13 protein-coding genes are annotated in these 15,434 nt (G+C 64.3%); 3 read left to right on the forward strand and 10 right to left on the reverse strand.

Features of this window, described 5'->3' with window-relative positions:
* Positions 1-194: 194 nt before the first annotated feature.
* Together ACRQDJ_RS00885 and ACRQDJ_RS00890 are read right to left on the reverse strand one after the other, a co-directional pair.
* Positions 195-575, reverse strand: coding sequence for a phage holin family protein (locus ACRQDJ_RS00885; protein WP_026428556.1), 381 nt, complete (start codon positions 573-575; stop codon positions 195-197).
* A 51-nt stretch (positions 576-626) separates the two neighbouring features.
* Positions 627-1,616, reverse strand: a complete 990-nt coding sequence (locus ACRQDJ_RS00890) for a bifunctional riboflavin kinase/FAD synthetase (protein ID WP_435713305.1) — start codon at positions 1,614-1,616, stop codon at positions 627-629.
* 239 nt (positions 1,617-1,855) lie between these two features.
* Here ACRQDJ_RS00890 and ACRQDJ_RS00895 point away from each other — a divergent pair, with 239 nt between their 5' ends.
* Positions 1,856-2,809, forward strand: coding sequence for a PfkB family carbohydrate kinase (locus ACRQDJ_RS00895; RefSeq protein WP_026428554.1), 954 nt, complete (start codon positions 1,856-1,858; stop codon positions 2,807-2,809).
* A 23-nt stretch (positions 2,810-2,832) separates the two neighbouring features.
* Positions 2,833-3,732 carry a DUF4862 family protein gene (locus ACRQDJ_RS00900; RefSeq protein WP_284904197.1) on the forward strand — a complete coding sequence of 300 codons (900 nt, stop codon included), beginning with the start codon at positions 2,833-2,835 and terminating at the stop codon, positions 3,730-3,732.
* 98 nt (positions 3,733-3,830) lie between these two features.
* On the opposite strand, the gene truB is transcribed toward ACRQDJ_RS00900, so the two are convergent.
* The 6 genes from truB to rimP form a co-directional block, all read right to left on the reverse strand.
* On the reverse strand, positions 3,831-4,952 hold the full coding sequence (gene truB / locus ACRQDJ_RS00905; protein WP_284904198.1) for a tRNA pseudouridine(55) synthase TruB: 1,122 nt from the start codon (positions 4,950-4,952) through the stop codon (positions 3,831-3,833).
* The gene (gene rbfA / locus ACRQDJ_RS00910) at positions 4,930-5,427 is read right to left on the reverse strand and encodes a 30S ribosome-binding factor RbfA (RefSeq protein WP_284904199.1); all 498 of its coding nucleotides are present in this window, start codon (positions 5,425-5,427) and stop codon (positions 4,930-4,932) included. Before rbfA ends, truB begins: the two co-directional genes overlap by 23 nt.
* Before the next feature lie 89 nt (positions 5,428-5,516).
* A complete protein-coding gene (gene infB / locus ACRQDJ_RS00915) occupies positions 5,517-8,594 on the reverse strand; it encodes a translation initiation factor IF-2 (protein ID WP_284904200.1) in 3,078 nt (1,025 codons plus the stop codon).
* 127 nt (positions 8,595-8,721) lie between these two features.
* The gene (locus ACRQDJ_RS00920; RefSeq protein ID WP_350309595.1) at positions 8,722-8,979 is read right to left on the reverse strand and encodes a YlxR family protein; all 258 of its coding nucleotides are present in this window, start codon (positions 8,977-8,979) and stop codon (positions 8,722-8,724) included.
* A 49-nt stretch (positions 8,980-9,028) separates the two neighbouring features.
* Positions 9,029-10,138 (reverse strand): transcription termination factor NusA, encoded by a 1,110-nt coding sequence (nusA, locus tag ACRQDJ_RS00925; protein WP_284904207.1) that lies wholly within the window; start codon positions 10,136-10,138, stop codon positions 9,029-9,031.
* Between the two features lie 14 nt (positions 10,139-10,152).
* Entirely contained in the window at positions 10,153-10,704 is a 552-nt protein-coding gene (rimP, locus tag ACRQDJ_RS00930; RefSeq protein WP_087070982.1) for a ribosome maturation factor RimP, read from the reverse strand.
* Positions 10,705-10,996: 292 nt separating this feature from the next.
* Here rimP and ACRQDJ_RS00935 point away from each other — a divergent pair, with 292 nt between their 5' ends.
* A complete protein-coding gene (locus tag ACRQDJ_RS00935) occupies positions 10,997-12,160 on the forward strand; it encodes a hypothetical protein (RefSeq protein ID WP_284904202.1) in 1,164 nt (387 codons plus the stop codon).
* A 378-nt stretch (positions 12,161-12,538) separates the two neighbouring features.
* On the opposite strand, the gene ACRQDJ_RS00940 is transcribed toward ACRQDJ_RS00935, so the two are convergent.
* Both ACRQDJ_RS00940 and ACRQDJ_RS00945 read right to left on the reverse strand, forming a co-directional pair.
* The gene (locus ACRQDJ_RS00940) at positions 12,539-14,362 is read right to left on the reverse strand and encodes a proline--tRNA ligase (RefSeq protein WP_284904209.1); all 1,824 of its coding nucleotides are present in this window, start codon (positions 14,360-14,362) and stop codon (positions 12,539-12,541) included.
* Between the two features lie 201 nt (positions 14,363-14,563).
* The gene (locus ACRQDJ_RS00945; RefSeq protein ID WP_284904316.1) at positions 14,564-15,427 is read right to left on the reverse strand and encodes a GNAT family N-acetyltransferase; all 864 of its coding nucleotides are present in this window, start codon (positions 15,425-15,427) and stop codon (positions 14,564-14,566) included.
* Between the last annotated feature and the right edge of the window lie 7 nt (positions 15,428-15,434).

Consider the following 15,434-nt stretch of genomic DNA (forward strand, 5'->3'; position numbering starts at 1 on the left):
ATGTAAACGGCCTAAAAATTCTAGCACACGGCGACGACGCCCCGCACTGGCGTATCCGCCAGTGCGGGTGTGGCCTTCCCCGCTTTCCCTTTGCCGCTCGGTGGTGGTGACCGGACGGTGGGGGTGGCGGGGCTGACGGGGCGGGCCGGACGGCGGGCTGACGGGGCTGACCGGACGGTGGGGCTGACGGGGCGCTACGAGCGGTCCACGAAACCGCTGAGCACCATATTGACGAGGGAGACCACAATCCCGCCGAAGAGCGCCGCCCAGAAGCTGCCCACCACCAGGTGCACCGCCAAGCCCTGGGAGGCCCATGCGGTAAGCGAGATCATCGCCGCGTTAATCACCAGGGAGAAAAGCCCGAGCGTGAGGATATAGAGCGGGAAGGACAGGAACTTCAAGATCGGGCGGATGACCGCGTTGAGAATGGCAAGAATGAGGCCAGCCACCACGAACCATCCGATGAGACGGAGGGTATCGGGGGCCTCCCCCACCATTGCCAGACCGGGAATGAGGAGCGTGGCCACCCACAGTGCAACAGCGTTGATGGCGACGCGAAGAGCGAATGTACTCATGCACCTACCCTAGCGAATGCTGCCTGCCGTTTGCTGACGGCGCCGCCGGCGCTAGGCTTGCACGGCGCCGGGTGGCACGCGTCCGGCGGGCGGAACACCCAGGCGATCCGCCGTTTCTAAAACGTCCAGGTCGATGCGGGCCAGCAGTTCGTCCACCGATCCGAAGGTGAGCATGGGGCGGATGCGGGAGACGAAATCGATACTGATGGGCTCCCCGTAGAGGTTGAGGTCGCTACGCCCGAGCACGTGGGCTTCCACGGTGCGTTCCTGGCCATCGAATTGGGGATTGGTGCCCACGGATATGGCTGCCGGAAGGTATTCTTCAGCGCTGCCGCCCGGCACGCGGCGCACCAGCCACCCGGCGTAGACGCCGTCAGCCGGCACTTCGCCCAGGTCATCCCCGCTGAGATTGGCGGTGGGGAATCCTAATTCGCGCCCGCGGCGCGCCCCGTGTACCACGGTGCCGTGGATACGGTGCGGGCGCCCCAGGATCTGCGCGGCGTGATCAACATTGCCGGTGGCGAGCGCGGCGCGCACCCGGGTGGAGGACCACCGTTCCCCCGCCTCATCGCACCGCTCACCTACGATTTCCACGCCGAAGCCCAGCTCCGCGCTGAGGGAGCGTAGCACCGCCTCATCCCCCGTATTCCCCGCCCCGAAGCGGGCATCATGCCCGACCACCACGAAGCCGGCCCGAAGTTGGCCCACCAGCTGGTCCCGTACAAATTCCGCGGCGGTGGCGCGGGCGTAGGCGGCGTCGTAATGCTGAAGGTAAAGCGCATCCACACCCAGCGTTTCAATGCGGTTAATACGATCTTGCAGGCTCATAACGAGGCGAATATGGGCCTCGGGGCGGTGGACGGTGGCCGGATGGGGATCAAACGTGAGAACAATAACGGGCCAGCCGAGCTCCCGGCCAATATCAACGGCGCGGGTGAGCACGGCACGGTGCCCACGGTGGACGCCATCGTATACCCCGAAGGTCACGACGCTCCGGTCAAAATCCGGCGAAATATCTGAAGGAGATGTCCAAATCTGCACGTTCTCCAGGGTAGCTTATTCGCCCCGTTATCCCACCCGCGCAAAAACCAGAATTTTTTGCGCACCCGGACTTGACATTTTTATGCCACGGGGCGGGGTCTTCCGCGCCCCGTATGCCCCAAAATCACCGCGATTTTCCAGATAAACTGGTGTGCGAAGAAAGCGTGCGCAGCGTCGGGCAGCCAGGTTACGGTGCCCCGGGCCTGCGCGCAGAACAGCTGTGGCGATGGGAGGCACCAATGGCACGATTTGTGAGCGCCGGTGAAGCGCTTGTGGACATCATTATCCGTGAGGGAGAAAGCGGACCCGGCACCGAGGTCGTGGGCGGCTCACTTCTCAATGTGGCATCCGGCGTCGCCCGGCTCGGTCAGCACGTGGAGCTCGCTACCTGGTTCGGGCGTGATGAGCGCGGGGAACGGATTGCCGCGCAGGCCGCCGCTATGGGTGTGGAGATCGTCCCCGGGTCGGACGGCGCCAGCCGCACCACTACCGCGAGCGCCTTCCTCGACGCGGAGGGCCGGGCGCGTTATGAGTTCGACGTCGAATCGGACTTCCCCGAAATCCCAGACCCGGATACGGTGGGCCACCTGCACTGCGGCTCGTACTCTGCGGTGGTGGGTGCCTCGAGCAAGAAGATTTTACGCGCCGTCAAGCGCCAGGCACTGACCGGCACGGTCTCTTACGATCCCAATGCTCGCCCGGATCTTATGGGTTCTCCCGAAAAGGTGCGGGAGAGCATTGAGGAACTGGTGGCGCTGTGCGATGTGGTCAAGGCCTCCGATGAGGACCTTGAATGGCTCTACCCGGGTGAACCGGTGGAGCGGATTATGCGCCGGTGGGTTACCTCCGGGCCGGGCATGGTGGTGGTCACCCGCGGGCCGTGGGGCGCTTATGTCAAGCTGGCCGGGGAGCGCGATATGCTCGTCGTCGATCCGCTCAATGTGGAGCTGGGAGACACGGTGGGAGCCGGTGATTCCTTCATGGCCGGGATGTTGGCCGGGCTCCTAGAAGCCGGGCTCCTCGGATCGGTGGAAGCCAAGCAGCGCCTACGCGCCGCCCACTTCTCCGACGTGCGCCCCGCCCTGCACCAGGCGGTTATTACGGCGGGGCTGACCGTCAGCCATGACGGTGCCTACTCCCCCACTCCCGCGGAGGTCGACACCGTCCGCACCGGTGATCCGGCGCTGCGATAAATATTATTTTGGAAGGAAAATAAATGACACTCCCCTTCGTTGTTGGGGCTTATGCATCGCTCCCCGAACCCGCGGTGCAATCTGACTACTATCGCCTGCTGGCGGAGCAGGAATGGATCTCCGGAATCGAAATTCCTTTCCCCGGAGTCCTCGCCGGTGACCCCAAGGCCATCGCGGACGTCATCGCCCCGCACTGGACGCTTAACACAATTACCGCGATTCCCGGCACCATGCAGAACGTCGGCAAAAACCCGGCTTTCGGACTGGCCTCCCCCGACGAGGAGGGCCGCACGGCCGCTCTCGCCTTCACGCGCGAGATCCGCGACGCCGTTGCCTCCCTCGCCCAGCTCAGTGGCCGCCCCGTCATCACGAAGGTGCAGCTCCATTCGGCCCCCACCAAGCAGGCCGACGGCGCAGCTTTCCGCGCCTCCCTTGCCGAGCTATCGGAGTGGGATTGGTCCGGGGCAGTTCCCGTGATTGAGCATTGTGACCGCTATATCGAAGGTCAAGCTCCGGAAAAGGGCTTCCTTGCTCTCGAGGAAGAAATCGCCATCTGCCAGGAGCTGGGCCTGGGTATCCACATTAACTGGGGCCGCTCCGCACTCGAGGAACGCAGCGCGGATACTGCTTTCGCGCATATCGAGGCATGTGCACAGGCGGGCGTGCTCGCCGGCCTCATGTTCTCCGGGGCGGGCCCGGCAGAAACCCAGTACGGCTACTCCTGGATTGACGGGCATCTCCCCTCGCGGGCCGATGAGCCGACGTCGATTATGACGGCGGAGGAAATCACCCGCTGCGCCACGGCCGCTCGCGAGGGCGGGGCGCAGTATCTGGGTGCCAAGATCTGCGTACCGGCCAATGCTTCGCTGCCCGAGCGAGTGGCCATGCTCGAGCATATCCACCGTGCCGCGGTAGCGAACTAACCGCACATTATCGCTACGCGTGCATCACCCCGCGCCGTCACCACAGAGGTGCCGGCGCGGGGATTTTTATGCACCTATATGTCTACGTAGCTATGTATTTATGCGCCGGGCGGGAATACGGTGGCCGGCCGGAGGCTATCCCCGTGCCGGCGTGCCACCGCAACAAGCTCATCACCGTGCAGCAGGGCGACGGTGCCAGCTTCGCTTTCCGCACCGGGTGCTTGTCCCGATACCGTTCCCGCACCTACAGTACGCGATTGCGCCGTTCCTGCGGCGGGGGTCACCGCTCTCCCCCGTGCCTCAAGGAACTGGCCGTGGCGCACGGATTCGGCTTCGGCTGCCGCGATCTGCACCGTCGGGAGTGCGCGAGCCGCTACCTGCGCCAGTGGGATAACGGGGGGCTGCGCCCCTCCCCGCACCAATTGCGCCAGTTCCGCTACGCTCACCGCCTCGTCTTGCCGGAAGCCACCCACGCGGGTGCGCCGCAACGCGCTCATGAGGGCTGCGCTTCCCAACGCTATCCCGGTATCGCGGGCAAGGGCGCGCACGTAGGTACCCGAGGAGCAGCTCACCTCCACATCGACATCTGCAACCGGCACAGCTCCTGCTTGAGTTTCTATCGGAGCCGCACCATCTAATTGCGCCGCACTATCCGTTAGAGCCGGACCGTCCAGCGCCGCCGTACCGCTGACCGGCGCCTGGCGCCAGCAAAGCTCCCCGCTCCGTTCCAGGCGGGCAATATGGATTGGCACCGCTTCGAGCACCACCTCTTGCCCGGCCCGGGCCAGATCATAGGCACGCTGCCCGGCGATCTTCTTGGCCGAATACGCCGAGGGCACCTGCGAAATATCACCCTGGAGGGAAGCAAGGGCAGCGTCGAGCTGCGCCGTCGTACCGGAAAAACCTGGAGCGGATGTGACGGTACCGGTGCAATCCTCGGTATCAGAGCCGATGCCGAGCGTGAACGTAGCCCGGTAATCCTTATCGGCCCCGCTCAGGTAGGTGAGGAGGCGGGTACCGGCGCCGATACCCACCACGAGCACCCCGGTGGCCATCGGGTCGAGCGTACCGGCGTGCCCCACTTTGCGAGTGCCGCATAGACGGCGCAGCGCGGCAACGACGTCGTGCGAGGTCACCCCGGCTGGTTTATCAATAACCAGGACGCCGCTCGGCGCCGGATGCTGCGCGCGGGGCAGATCAGGCCAGGGATTCTGGCGCATCGGTTTCATGGAATGCCTCAGGGGCTAACGGTGCGGCGGCACCGTCGCCTTCCGTTACCTCACGGGGCTTGCGGTAAGGATCAGCCTCCCCCGCGTATTCCTTCCCCTCCGCATTGCGCGCCAGTTCGGCGTCACGGTGCAGGGCGGCAGCCAGCACGTCCTCAAAGGTGCGGGCTCCTTCGGGTAGTTCGTCGGCCACGAATTCCAGGGTCGGGGTAAGCCGCAAGCCGAGCTGGCGCCCCACTTCTGAGCGCAGCGCACCCTTGGCCGCCTCCAGCCCGCGGGCGGCGTCTTTCACCTGGTGCTCATGCCCGATGGCGGTGAAGAATACGGTCGCGTGCTGGAGGTCGCCGGTCACGCGGGTATCGGTGATGGTCACCATATTCAGCCGCGGGTCTTTCATACGGGTGTTAATGGTTTGCGCCACGATCTGCTGGATGCGTTTCGCTACCCGTTCCGCACGGGGATTAGCCATCTTCATCTCCTTTATTGCTGGTGGATATGCTGCGGCCCGCCAGCGCCAGTGGCGAGCCGGCGGGCCGCAACGTTCCTCAGGACAGTTCCCTAGCTGCGGGCCTTCTCCTGCATCTCGAAGGTTTCAATAATGTCGCCTTCGTGAATATCGCGGTAGCCGAGCGTAATGCCGCATTCGTAGCCTTCGCGCACTTCGGTAACATCGTCCTTTTCGCGGCGCAGCGAGACAATTTCGAGCTCGGGTTGCACCACGACGCCGTCGCGTACCAACCGTGCCTTCGCCCCGCGCTTGATCGCACCGGTGCGGACAATGGAGCCGGCAATGGTGCCGGCCTTGCCCGAGCGGAAGAGCTGGCGCACTTCGGCGCTGCCCAGCTGAACTTCCTCGAGAACGGGCTTGAGCATGCCCTTGAGCGCCGCTTCCACTTCCTCGATGGCCTGGTAGATGACCGAGTAGAACTTCATCTCCACGCCTTCGCGTTCGGCCATATCGGCCACGCGTTCGGCGGGGCGCACGTTGAAGCCGATAATGACAGCGTTATCAACGGTTGCGAGATTGACGTCGTTCTGGGTGATGGCGCCCACGCCACGGTGGATGATCTGCAGCGCCACTTCGTCGTCGACCTCAATATCGAGGAGCGAGGATTCCAGCGCTTCCACGGCACCGGAGGAATCGCCCTTGATAATAAGGTTGAGCGTTTCGACGCTGCCTTCCTTGAGGACATCCCCGAGGTTTTCCAGCGACACACGCTTACGACGCCGCGCCAGGGAAGCTGCCCGCTGGGCCGATTCGCGCTGTTCGGCAATCTGGCGTGCGGTGCGTTCGTCGTCCGCCACGAGGAAAGCATCCCCGGCGGAGGGCACCGCGTCCAAACCGAGCACCTGGACCGGCATGGAGGGGCCGGCTTCCTTGACCGGGTTGCCGCTGGCATCGAACATGGCGCGCACGCGCCCGTGAGCAATACCCACCACGATGGGATCGGAGATCCGCAGCGTACCGGTTTGCACCAGGGCGGTAATCACCGAGCCGCGGCCCTGATCGAGCTTCGCTTCGATGGCAACACCGCGCGCGGTGCGATCCGGATTTGCCTTGAGTTCCAGTTCGGCATCAGCCACGTAGAGGATGGCTTCGAGCAGATCGTCGATGCCGATACGCTGCTTGGCCGACACGTCGAGGAACATGGTGTCCCCGCCGTATTCTTCGGCGATGAGGCCGTATTCGGTCAGCTGGCTGCGCACCTTCTGCGGGTTGGCGCCTTCCACGTCGATCTTATTGACCGCAACGATGATCTTCACACCCGCGGATTGCGCGTGGTTGATAGCTTCCACCGTCTGGGGCATCACGCCGTCGTCCGCGGCGACCACGAGGATCGCAATGTCGGTAATATCCGCACCGCGGGCACGCATCTGGGTGAAGGCTTCGTGACCGGGGGTATCGATGAACGTGATCGCCCGGGTTTCGCCTTCGTATTCGATATCGGTCTGGAAAGCACCGATGGCCTGAGTAATACCGCCCGATTCGGTACCTTCCACCCGCGAATGGCGGAACGCATCGAGAAGCTTGGTTTTACCGTGGTCCACGTGGCCCATAACGGTAACAACCGGAGGACGCGGCTTGAGGTTCTCTTCGTCTTCCAGGAGCTCTTCTTCTTCGAGGTTAATATCGAAGCTCTCCAGGATTTCACGATCCTCATCTTCGGCGGAAAGCACTTCCACCTCGTAGCCGAGTTCGGCGCCCAGCAGCTTGAAGGTATCTTCGTCCAGCGACTGGTTCATCGTGGCCATTTCGCCCATGCGGAAGAGCACGGTAATGAGGGCCGCCGAGGACGCACCGATACGTTCGGCGAAGTCCGCCAGCGAAGCACCCTGGCGCAGGCGCACCACGGTGGAGCCATCCCCGCGGGGAACCTGGACACCGGAAAGCATCGGCGAGGACTGTGCTTCGTATTCTTCGCGCCGGGTCCGCTTGGATTTGCGGCCTCCGCCGCCTCCGCGGCGCCCGAAAGCACCGGCGGTGGAGCCGCCGCGTGAACGCCCGCCACTGCGGGTGAAGCCGCCCGTGGGCCGGCCTTGCCCGCCGCGATTCTGACCGCCGCCAGCCGGACCGCGCCCGCGGCCACCGCCGCGACCGCCCCGCCCGGAGGACGGAGCACCGGCCATCTGGTTAGGCATCATCGCCGGCGAGGGACGCGAACCGCCGTGCCCGCGCCCGCCACCGGAGCGCTGCCCGCCGCCGTGGTTGTTCTGATGCGCGCCTTGGTGCGCACCGGGGCGGGGAGTACCAGCATTCTTGCGCCCGCCACCGGGACGGGGCATACCCTGCGAAGTGGCATACGGATTATTGCCGGGCCGCGGACCGCGCCCGCCACCCGGACGGGGCATACCCTGCGAAGTGGCGTAGGGGTTATTACCGGGGCGCGGGGTGCGCTGATCAGCTTCGGCACGCGCGGCCTTGGCTGATTTCACCGCGCCGCGCGGAGTAGGAATATTGGAACGGCCGGCGTGCCCCGTTTCCTGGGGCTTAGCGCCGCCGTGCGAGGCAGCGGAGCCCTGGGCGGAAGCCGCTTCCCCGGATTTGCCGGAGGGTACGGGAGCGCCGGGCTTGGGAGCCGGTTTCGGCGTGGCTTGCTGCGAGCCGGGCTTGCCGGGCTTCGGGGCTGCCCCGCCGTGCGCACCAGCTGCGGCACCAGGTTTAGGTGCACCGGTGCCGGTAGCGGTGCCGGTGGCCGTTCCGGCAGCGGCGCCGCCACCTGCCACCGCGGCAGGGGTGGGCGCCGCGGCGCTATCCGCATGCTGCTTGGCCGGGGCCGGCTTCGGGCCGGGTTTGGGTGCACCGGCGCCAGCGGTACCGGCGGCATCGGATTTCGCGGCGGCCTTCGCCTGCGCCGTCACATCGACAATCGAGGCCGAACCGGCGGGCATATCCACCGCATCGGGGGCCACAGGATGCTTACGAACCGGCTTGCGTGGTGCCGGCTTGCCGCTCCCCTTGGATTCAACCAATTCGGGGTGCGCTTCAAAGTATTCACGTGCTTTACGCACAACAGGTGCCTCAATGGTGGACGAGGCAGATTTGACGAATTCGCCATTCTCCTTGAGTGTGGCCAGCAGCTTCTTGCTGGTCACCCCCAGTTCTTTGGCGAGTTCATGGACGCGGACTTTTGCCACAGTTCTCCTTCGTTGGGCCCGGCAAAAGTGCGCACGGACCCGTTAAATCCGGTTGTTCATCGTTGGGTACTCATCGGGTGCCCATCAGCTTCCAACCCGCTTTCTTGGTCTCGGGTTTTCGCTCCGCTCACGCGAGCGAACTGATTACTTCTGTTACGGCATGCGGAGGAAGAACGACGGCGCAGCGAAAGGCATGCGCAAGTTGTCCCGACCGCATTCCCCTGGCTAGACAGTCAGGGCGGAGATGCACCCACGCTCCCCGGCCGGGCAGTCGCCGTTCCTTATCCACAACGACTCCCGCATCGGTGAGCGCTAAGCGCACCAGTTCCTCCCGGGCGGCACGCTGACGGCAGCCCACGCACATGCGCGGATTTTTCGCCATCATCCCACCGCCTCGAAAGTCACACCCTATCTATTTTAGCGGCAAGATGCTACTAACGCACGTCATCATGCGGATGCGGCGCGTGATCTTCCCCGTGTTCAGCGGCGCTTGCTTCAACGGCGGGGATGGCGGGAGCGGCGCTGGAAGCGGCGCCATCTGCGACGTCGCCACCGGAGGCTTCTTGCACATCGGATTCTTTACGAATATCGATGGACCACCCGGTGAGCTTGGCTGCCAGGCGCACATTTTGCGCTTCTTTACCGATGGCGAGGGACGCCTGCCCATCGGGAACAATGGCGCGAGCCTGGCGCTTCTCCGCGGAGAGGATATCCACCCGGCTTACCTTCGCGGGGGACAGTGACGCGGCGATAAATACCGCCGGATCATCGTTGTAATCAACGATGTCAATTTTCTCCCCCCCCAGCTCCGTGGTGACCGCACGCACGCGCTGACCGTTATGGCCAATACATGCGCCCTTGGCATTAACCTCCGGATCTTCCGCGTACACGGCAAGCTTGGAGCGGTGCCCCGCTTCGCGCGCGAGCGCCACGAGTTCCACAGTCCCGCTGGCAATTTCAGGCACTTCCAGTTCGAAGAGACGGCGCACAAAATCCGGGTGGGTACGCGAGAGCCGAATGGAGGCACCTCGGCTGGTGACCACTACATCCAAGACCAGGGCGCGGATGCGATCCCCCCTGTTGAGATGCTCGGTGGGAACCTGTTCCTCCGCTCGCAAAATAGCTTCGTGATCCCCGACTTCCACGAGGAGATCGCGGGAGAAGCTATCGCGCCCGGCCCGGCCTTGCACAACGCCGGAAATAATGTCACCCTGCTTATTTTTGAAGGAACCGAGCACGCGATTCGCTTCGGCTTCTTTGAGGCGCTGGGCGATCACGGATTTCGCCGTCGCCGTTGCAATGCGCCCAAAATCGTGCGGCGTGTCATCGAATTCACCGACGACGTTGCCTTCTTCGTCAATTTCCGGGGCCCACACCACGATTTTGCCGGTGCGCCGATCCATATCGACCCGGGCCCCGCGAATCGCACCGGGTACCCGTGCGTATGCGTGCAGCAAGGCATCTTCAATTGCTTCGACGAGTACATCGGAGCTCAGACCAAGTTCACTTTCCAGGGCCCGCAGCTCGTTCATGTGAATTTGAATATCCACGATTTCTCCTACTCTTCCTCGCCGTCGCGATGGAATTCAATATCAACGCGGGCCCGTTCCACCCGGCCAATGGGTAAGCGCCGTTCCGCTCCCCCGTTATCTGATGCGAGAACGAGGGTATCTCCTTCAACAGCGCGCAGCCTGGTCACGATCTCATCCTCACCGGAGGGTGTCAGACGCAGCAGGCGCCCCACGGCGCGAGAAAAGTGGCGCGGCTCCACGAGCGGGCGGGTGGCACCGGGGGTGGACACTTCAAGGTTATAGGCACCCTGGACGAGGTCGACATCGTCCAAACGCGCGGAAATAAGACGCGAAACGTCGGTGAGCTGATCCGAGCCAACACCGCCGGGGCCGCTGGGAAGATCGACCGTGACCTGAACGACGGCGCGCCCGCCGGCACGGCCCACCGTCACGCCTTCCAGGTAGAGTCCGCATTGCGAGACAAGAGGTTCAATCGCGGCGATGATTTCACCGGTCCGCTGTGCCTGACTGGATTTACGGGGCCCGGTAGAGCGGCGGTCCCGCCGCGCGGGAGGACGCGAACTCTTGGAATGACTCATGGGCTAATCCTACAGTTTCCGCGCCGCGCCGTGGTACACGGGCGTGCCAGACGGTGCTCACGGTGCAGGGATGACCGCGCTCGCCGACGGTGCAGCTATCACCCGCCGTCTCCCACGGTGCAAGTAGCGCTGCCGGTGCCGATGGTGGCACGGTGGCACGGTGCGCCACGCGCCGTTATCCGCGCGCACCGTTATCAGCACGCGCACCGTTATCAGCGCGCGCACCGTCTCCCAGACCGATGGAGGTGGCACAATATAAGCGGTTTTATTCTCGTCAAGAAAGCGGAGAAGCATGGCAGCTGCACCCCGGAGCGGAGCGCCCGTTCATCGGCGCACCTCTCAGCCGGTTCGAACCACGGTGCAGCTGGTGGGCACCGCCGTGCTTACGATCCTCATCATTGGCGCCATTCTTATTGCGATGGGAGCGCGGTGGGAACATGGCGATCCCTCCCCCGCACCCATGACGACGACGCAAGAACTGCGCCAAAGCCTCGCCGTGGCATCCCAACGGTGCTCCGCGGCCGCCACCGACCTGGCCGCTGAGACGGGCGGCTACGCCGCGCAGGTATATCAGGATGTTGCCGAACACGCGAGCGCATGGGAAAACCAATTGGGCGGGGTGTGGCAGGCGTGGCCGAGCGGCGCCCCGGCCGGGCACACAAATTCTCCCGAGCCTTCTCCTCTTGCTCCGGATGCCACTGAGTTACTCGCGGAATTATCCAAAATCCGCACCGTGGCGGTCACTGCGGCTGATGCGCTACTGCCCGCAGCGGAAACACCGGTGAAAAACGGGGCGGATAGTGCGGCAGGCGACGCAATGAAAGACGCCGCCGCTCGCGCGGAGATATCCGAGGAAGTAGCCGGGGAGCGCGCACTTTATTTTGCTATGGCGCTGCGGGCAACGTGGGATGCTCAGGCCGTGGCTGAGGCTGCCGGGTTGCCTGCCCCGGAGCCCTTCGGTGCCGCGGTTGCGGGTGGCCCCAGGTACGACGTCGACCTCCTGGTGCCGGCGGGCGGCGACGAGAAGCTTCTCGCGGCCGCGAATACGGCCCGCCAGTGGTATGAAGTTGATGCGGCACGCCGCGGCATGGACGGGCATGTCGAGCGTATGGAACGCATCGCGCGCATTGCTGATCTGGAGGAAGCTCTACTTCGGGCCGGCACCCCGGATACCCGAGCCACCAGCGTTCCGCTCCCGGCTGTTGCAGACGATGAACTCGCATCCGCCGCTTACGCTACGTTGATCGGGGCGCTGTGGCATAGCCCGGTTCCGGCCACGGAAGCTCTCAATTTTGTGCTTGCCTTGGATGGTGCTGGCGGTGGGCCCAATGGGGGCAGTGGCACCGGTGCAGGCGGGGCTCACGGTGCGAACGGAGCTAACGGGGCCACTGGTGATGCCAGCCAGAGCCTTGGCATCGCAGCACTCCCCGGACTTTCGCCACACACGGCAGGCTAATTGCGTTATCCCTGCGATAATCAATAACTAATGAGGCACTCGCCTACCAGTGGCCGCGGTTGCTGGGCGCCTGCGCTGTCTTCACGATTTTATTCGTCATCGTCAAGAAATATCGCAAGCCCGGCAGTAAACCGCCCCGTTTCGGGTTCAATCTTGAGACCGTCGCGGATATGGGGACTCTCCTGGCTTTCTGCTTCGCAGTGGGAGTCATAGGTGCCTTTTAGCCGAACGCCAGCCGGCTATCGGTCGGATCCGGCCTGCACTCCCCCAGGGCACACAAAATGCGCTTCCAGAGCATACATATTTATGTAGCTGGAAGCGCATTTTGTGGTTATCAGTTATCAGAGTCGAGCACACTGTCACCCAGCGTGGGAATGTTTACTCGCTAGCCTGGGCAGCAGCCAGGATCTCCTGTACCCGTGCGGCGGCATCCGCCACCGCCACGTCTTCGGATTCCCCAGTGGCGCGGGTGCGTACTTCCACAGTCCCGTTGGCCAGGCCCCGCCCAACCACCACCGCGTAGGGCATACCGAGGAGCTCGTAATCAGCGAATTTCACCCCGGCGCTCACCTTACGGCGGTCATCGAAGAGGACTTCGATACCCGCGGCAGTCAGTTGCGTAGCTAAGTCCTCCGCGGCGGAGAAGACGGCGTCGTCCTTACCGGTGGCAAGGATATGTACCTGCGCGGGCGCGACGCCCACCGGCCAGACCAGGCCCTTCTCATCGTGGTATTGCTCGGCGATAGCGGCGAGGACGCGGGAAACACCCACACCGTAGGAACCCATGGTGACCACGCGGATTTTACCGTTTTCGTCGAGCACCGTCAGGCCGAGAGCTTCGGCGTATTTGCGCCCCAGCTGGAAAATATGGCCAATTTCGATACCGCGTGCGATATCGAGCGGGCCCGAGCCGTCCGGGGCTTCGTCGCCGGCGCGTACTTCCGCGGCTTCGATGGTGCCATCGGCCTCGAAATCACGCCCGTACACCAGGTTGAATACGTGCTTATCCACCGCGTTGCCACCCGCGATCCAGCGCGAACCACGGGCTACGTGGGGGTCAAGGAGAAGGCGCGCCACCGGCACCGTTGCGCCGTCGCCGGTTGCTGCACCGTCATCGGCACCGTCGGCAACGGCGCCACCACGCGCTTGCGGGCCAACCGCACCGGGGCCGGTATAGCCCGGCACGATTCCCGGGTACTTCTCCATATCCTCAGGAGAAGCAAGCTCCACTTCGGCCGGCGCCAAGCTGGCTTCCACGCGCTTCATATCGACTTCGCGATCCCCGGGAAGGGCGATGACCACCACTTCTTTCTCCCCGTCGGGATGGGTGAGGGTCACGATAACCGACTTGAGGGTATCGGCCGCATTCCAGGGGCGATCCAAGCGGGGATGTACCTGGTTCGCCATCTCAACCAGGTCAGCGATGGTTTTCGCCCCGGGGGTGTCCACCAGTTCGGGTGCCGGAACGTCGGAGAAGTCCTGCTCGGGGAGCGGCGGCGTCGTAACAGCTTCGGTATTCGCGGCGTAACCGCCCGCGGACCGGACAAAAGTATCCTCACCAATAGCGGTGGGGAACAGGAACTCTTCCGAACGCGAGCCACCCATCGCACCGGACATGGCGGAGACAATCGCGTAAGGCAGGCCCAGGCGCTCAAAAATACGCTGGTAGGCCGCGCGCATCGTATTGTAGGAAGCGTCCAGCCCCGCCTCGTCCATATCGAAGGAATAAGCATCCTTCATGACGAATTCGCGCCCGCGAATCACGCCGGCGCGCGGACGGGCCTCATCGCGGTACTTCGTTTGGATCTGGTAAAGCGTGAGGGGCAGATCCTTGTAGGAAGAATAAAGATCCTTGACGAGGAGCGTGAACATTTCCTCGTGCGTGGGGGCGAGCAACATGTCGTTGCCTTTGCGGTCCGCCAGCTTGAAAAGAGTGGGGCCGTATTCGCTCCAGCGGTTTGTGGCCTCGTAGGGTTCGCGCGGGAGCAGCGCCGGGAAAAGTACTTCCTGAGCCCCGGATGCATCCATTTCTTCGCGGACAACCTGCTCCACTTTCCGCAGTACCCGCAGGCCCAGCGGCAGCCAGGTGTAAATACCGGGAGCCACGCGGCGCACGTACCCGCCGCGGACTAGGAGCTTATGACTGGCGACCTCGGCGTCGGCCGGGTCTTCGCGCAAGGTGCGCACAAAAAGACTAGACATTCTCAGCACGCCCGCCATTCTACCCGCTTGCCGGGAACGGCGCGGCACCGGTGGAGGACGGGGCAACGGCGCGGCACCGGTGGTGGACGGGGCGGCACCGGTGGTGGACGGGGCGACGGCGCGGCACGGCGCATACGGGGCGCTGCACGGCGCATACGGCGCAGCACGGTGCCTGGAGCGAATACGGTGCCCCCCCCGCAGCTAGAGGAGAACCGTCGCCCACTCCCCCGCGCGGCTGAAGCCGACATGCTGGTAGAGCCGCACCGCGGCGGCATTGTAGTCATTGACGTAGAGGGAGACGGTGGGCGCGTGGCGGGCGCGCACCTGATCGACGACGCTGGCCATTGCCCGGGTTGCTATCCCACGCCCGCGCAGGTCGGGAGCGGTCCATACGCCTTGGATCTGCGCCACTCCCCCGGCCAGCGCACCGATATCCGCCTTGAATTCAACCCGCGGGGCGCCGGTGGTGGGGTCGATGCCCATGCGCACGAAGGTGCGGCCGGCGCGGATGAGCTCCCGGACCCGGCGTGCGTAGGTGGGTCCGTACACGGTGGGATCGTATCCGACTTCCTCGGTGAACATAGCCACCGCCGCCGGAAAAACAGCGCCAAATTCCCAGGGTTCGGCCGGGCGTACCTGCGGATCGGGCACCACCGGGGAGGCGTGGGTCAGGGAGAGGGAATATTGGCGCGCGCGAACCTCGCGGGCGGGACTCCAGGAGCGCTCCAGGTGCTCCCATAGTCCAAGAACCTGGTCGGCTGGCCCGAGGATGGAGCAGGCTACCCGATACCGGGACAGAATGTCGTCGCCTAGTTCGCGCAGCCCCGCCGCTGAAAATCCGAGGGGAATAATATTCCCGCCGTCCCAAGCGAGGGCTTCAATATCGCGGCGGTGCATCGCCGCCAGCGCCGAGGATGTTCCCACGCCCATGCGTTCCACATTGACGCGGGCGAGCACGGAATTGATCGGGTCGCGGGCTAAAAATTCCAGGGCGCGGGATTTATCCGCGCCCGTGAGACGGCGCAGCGAGGATGCGGCTCGATGCGGCCAAATGGAGCGTTTCATCGCGGTG

It is taken from the genome of Actinotignum urematis (assembly GCF_051264595.1).
GTDB lineage: Bacteria > Actinomycetota > Actinomycetes > Actinomycetales > Actinomycetaceae > Actinotignum > Actinotignum timonense_A.

Bases quoted from the DNA above. Each gene is read 5' to 3' on its own strand.
- ACRQDJ_RS00885 (WP_026428556.1), bottom strand. From the start codon at position 575: ATGAGTACATTCGCTCTTCGCGTCGCCATCAACGCTGTTGCACTGTGG.
- ACRQDJ_RS00895 (WP_026428554.1), top strand. From the start codon at position 1,856: ATGGCACGATTTGTGAGCGCCGGTGAAGCGCTTGTGGACATCATTATC.
- ACRQDJ_RS00900 (WP_284904197.1), top strand. From the start codon at position 2,833: ATGACACTCCCCTTCGTTGTTGGGGCTTATGCATCGCTCCCCGAACCC.
- truB (WP_284904198.1), bottom strand. From the start codon at position 4,952: ATGCGCCAGAATCCCTGGCCTGATCTGCCCCGCGCGCAGCATCCGGCG.
- rbfA (WP_284904199.1), bottom strand. From the start codon at position 5,427: ATGGCTAATCCCCGTGCGGAACGGGTAGCGAAACGCATCCAGCAGATC.
- ACRQDJ_RS00920 (WP_350309595.1), bottom strand. From the start codon at position 8,979: ATGATGGCGAAAAATCCGCGCATGTGCGTGGGCTGCCGTCAGCGTGCC.
- rimP (WP_087070982.1), bottom strand. From the start codon at position 10,704: ATGAGTCATTCCAAGAGTTCGCGTCCTCCCGCGCGGCGGGACCGCCGC.
- ACRQDJ_RS00935 (WP_284904202.1), top strand. From the start codon at position 10,997: ATGGCAGCTGCACCCCGGAGCGGAGCGCCCGTTCATCGGCGCACCTCT.
- ACRQDJ_RS00940 (WP_284904209.1), bottom strand. From the start codon at position 14,362: ATGTCTAGTCTTTTTGTGCGCACCTTGCGCGAAGACCCGGCCGACGCC.
- ACRQDJ_RS00945 (WP_284904316.1), bottom strand. From the start codon at position 15,427: ATGAAACGCTCCATTTGGCCGCATCGAGCCGCATCCTCGCTGCGCCGT.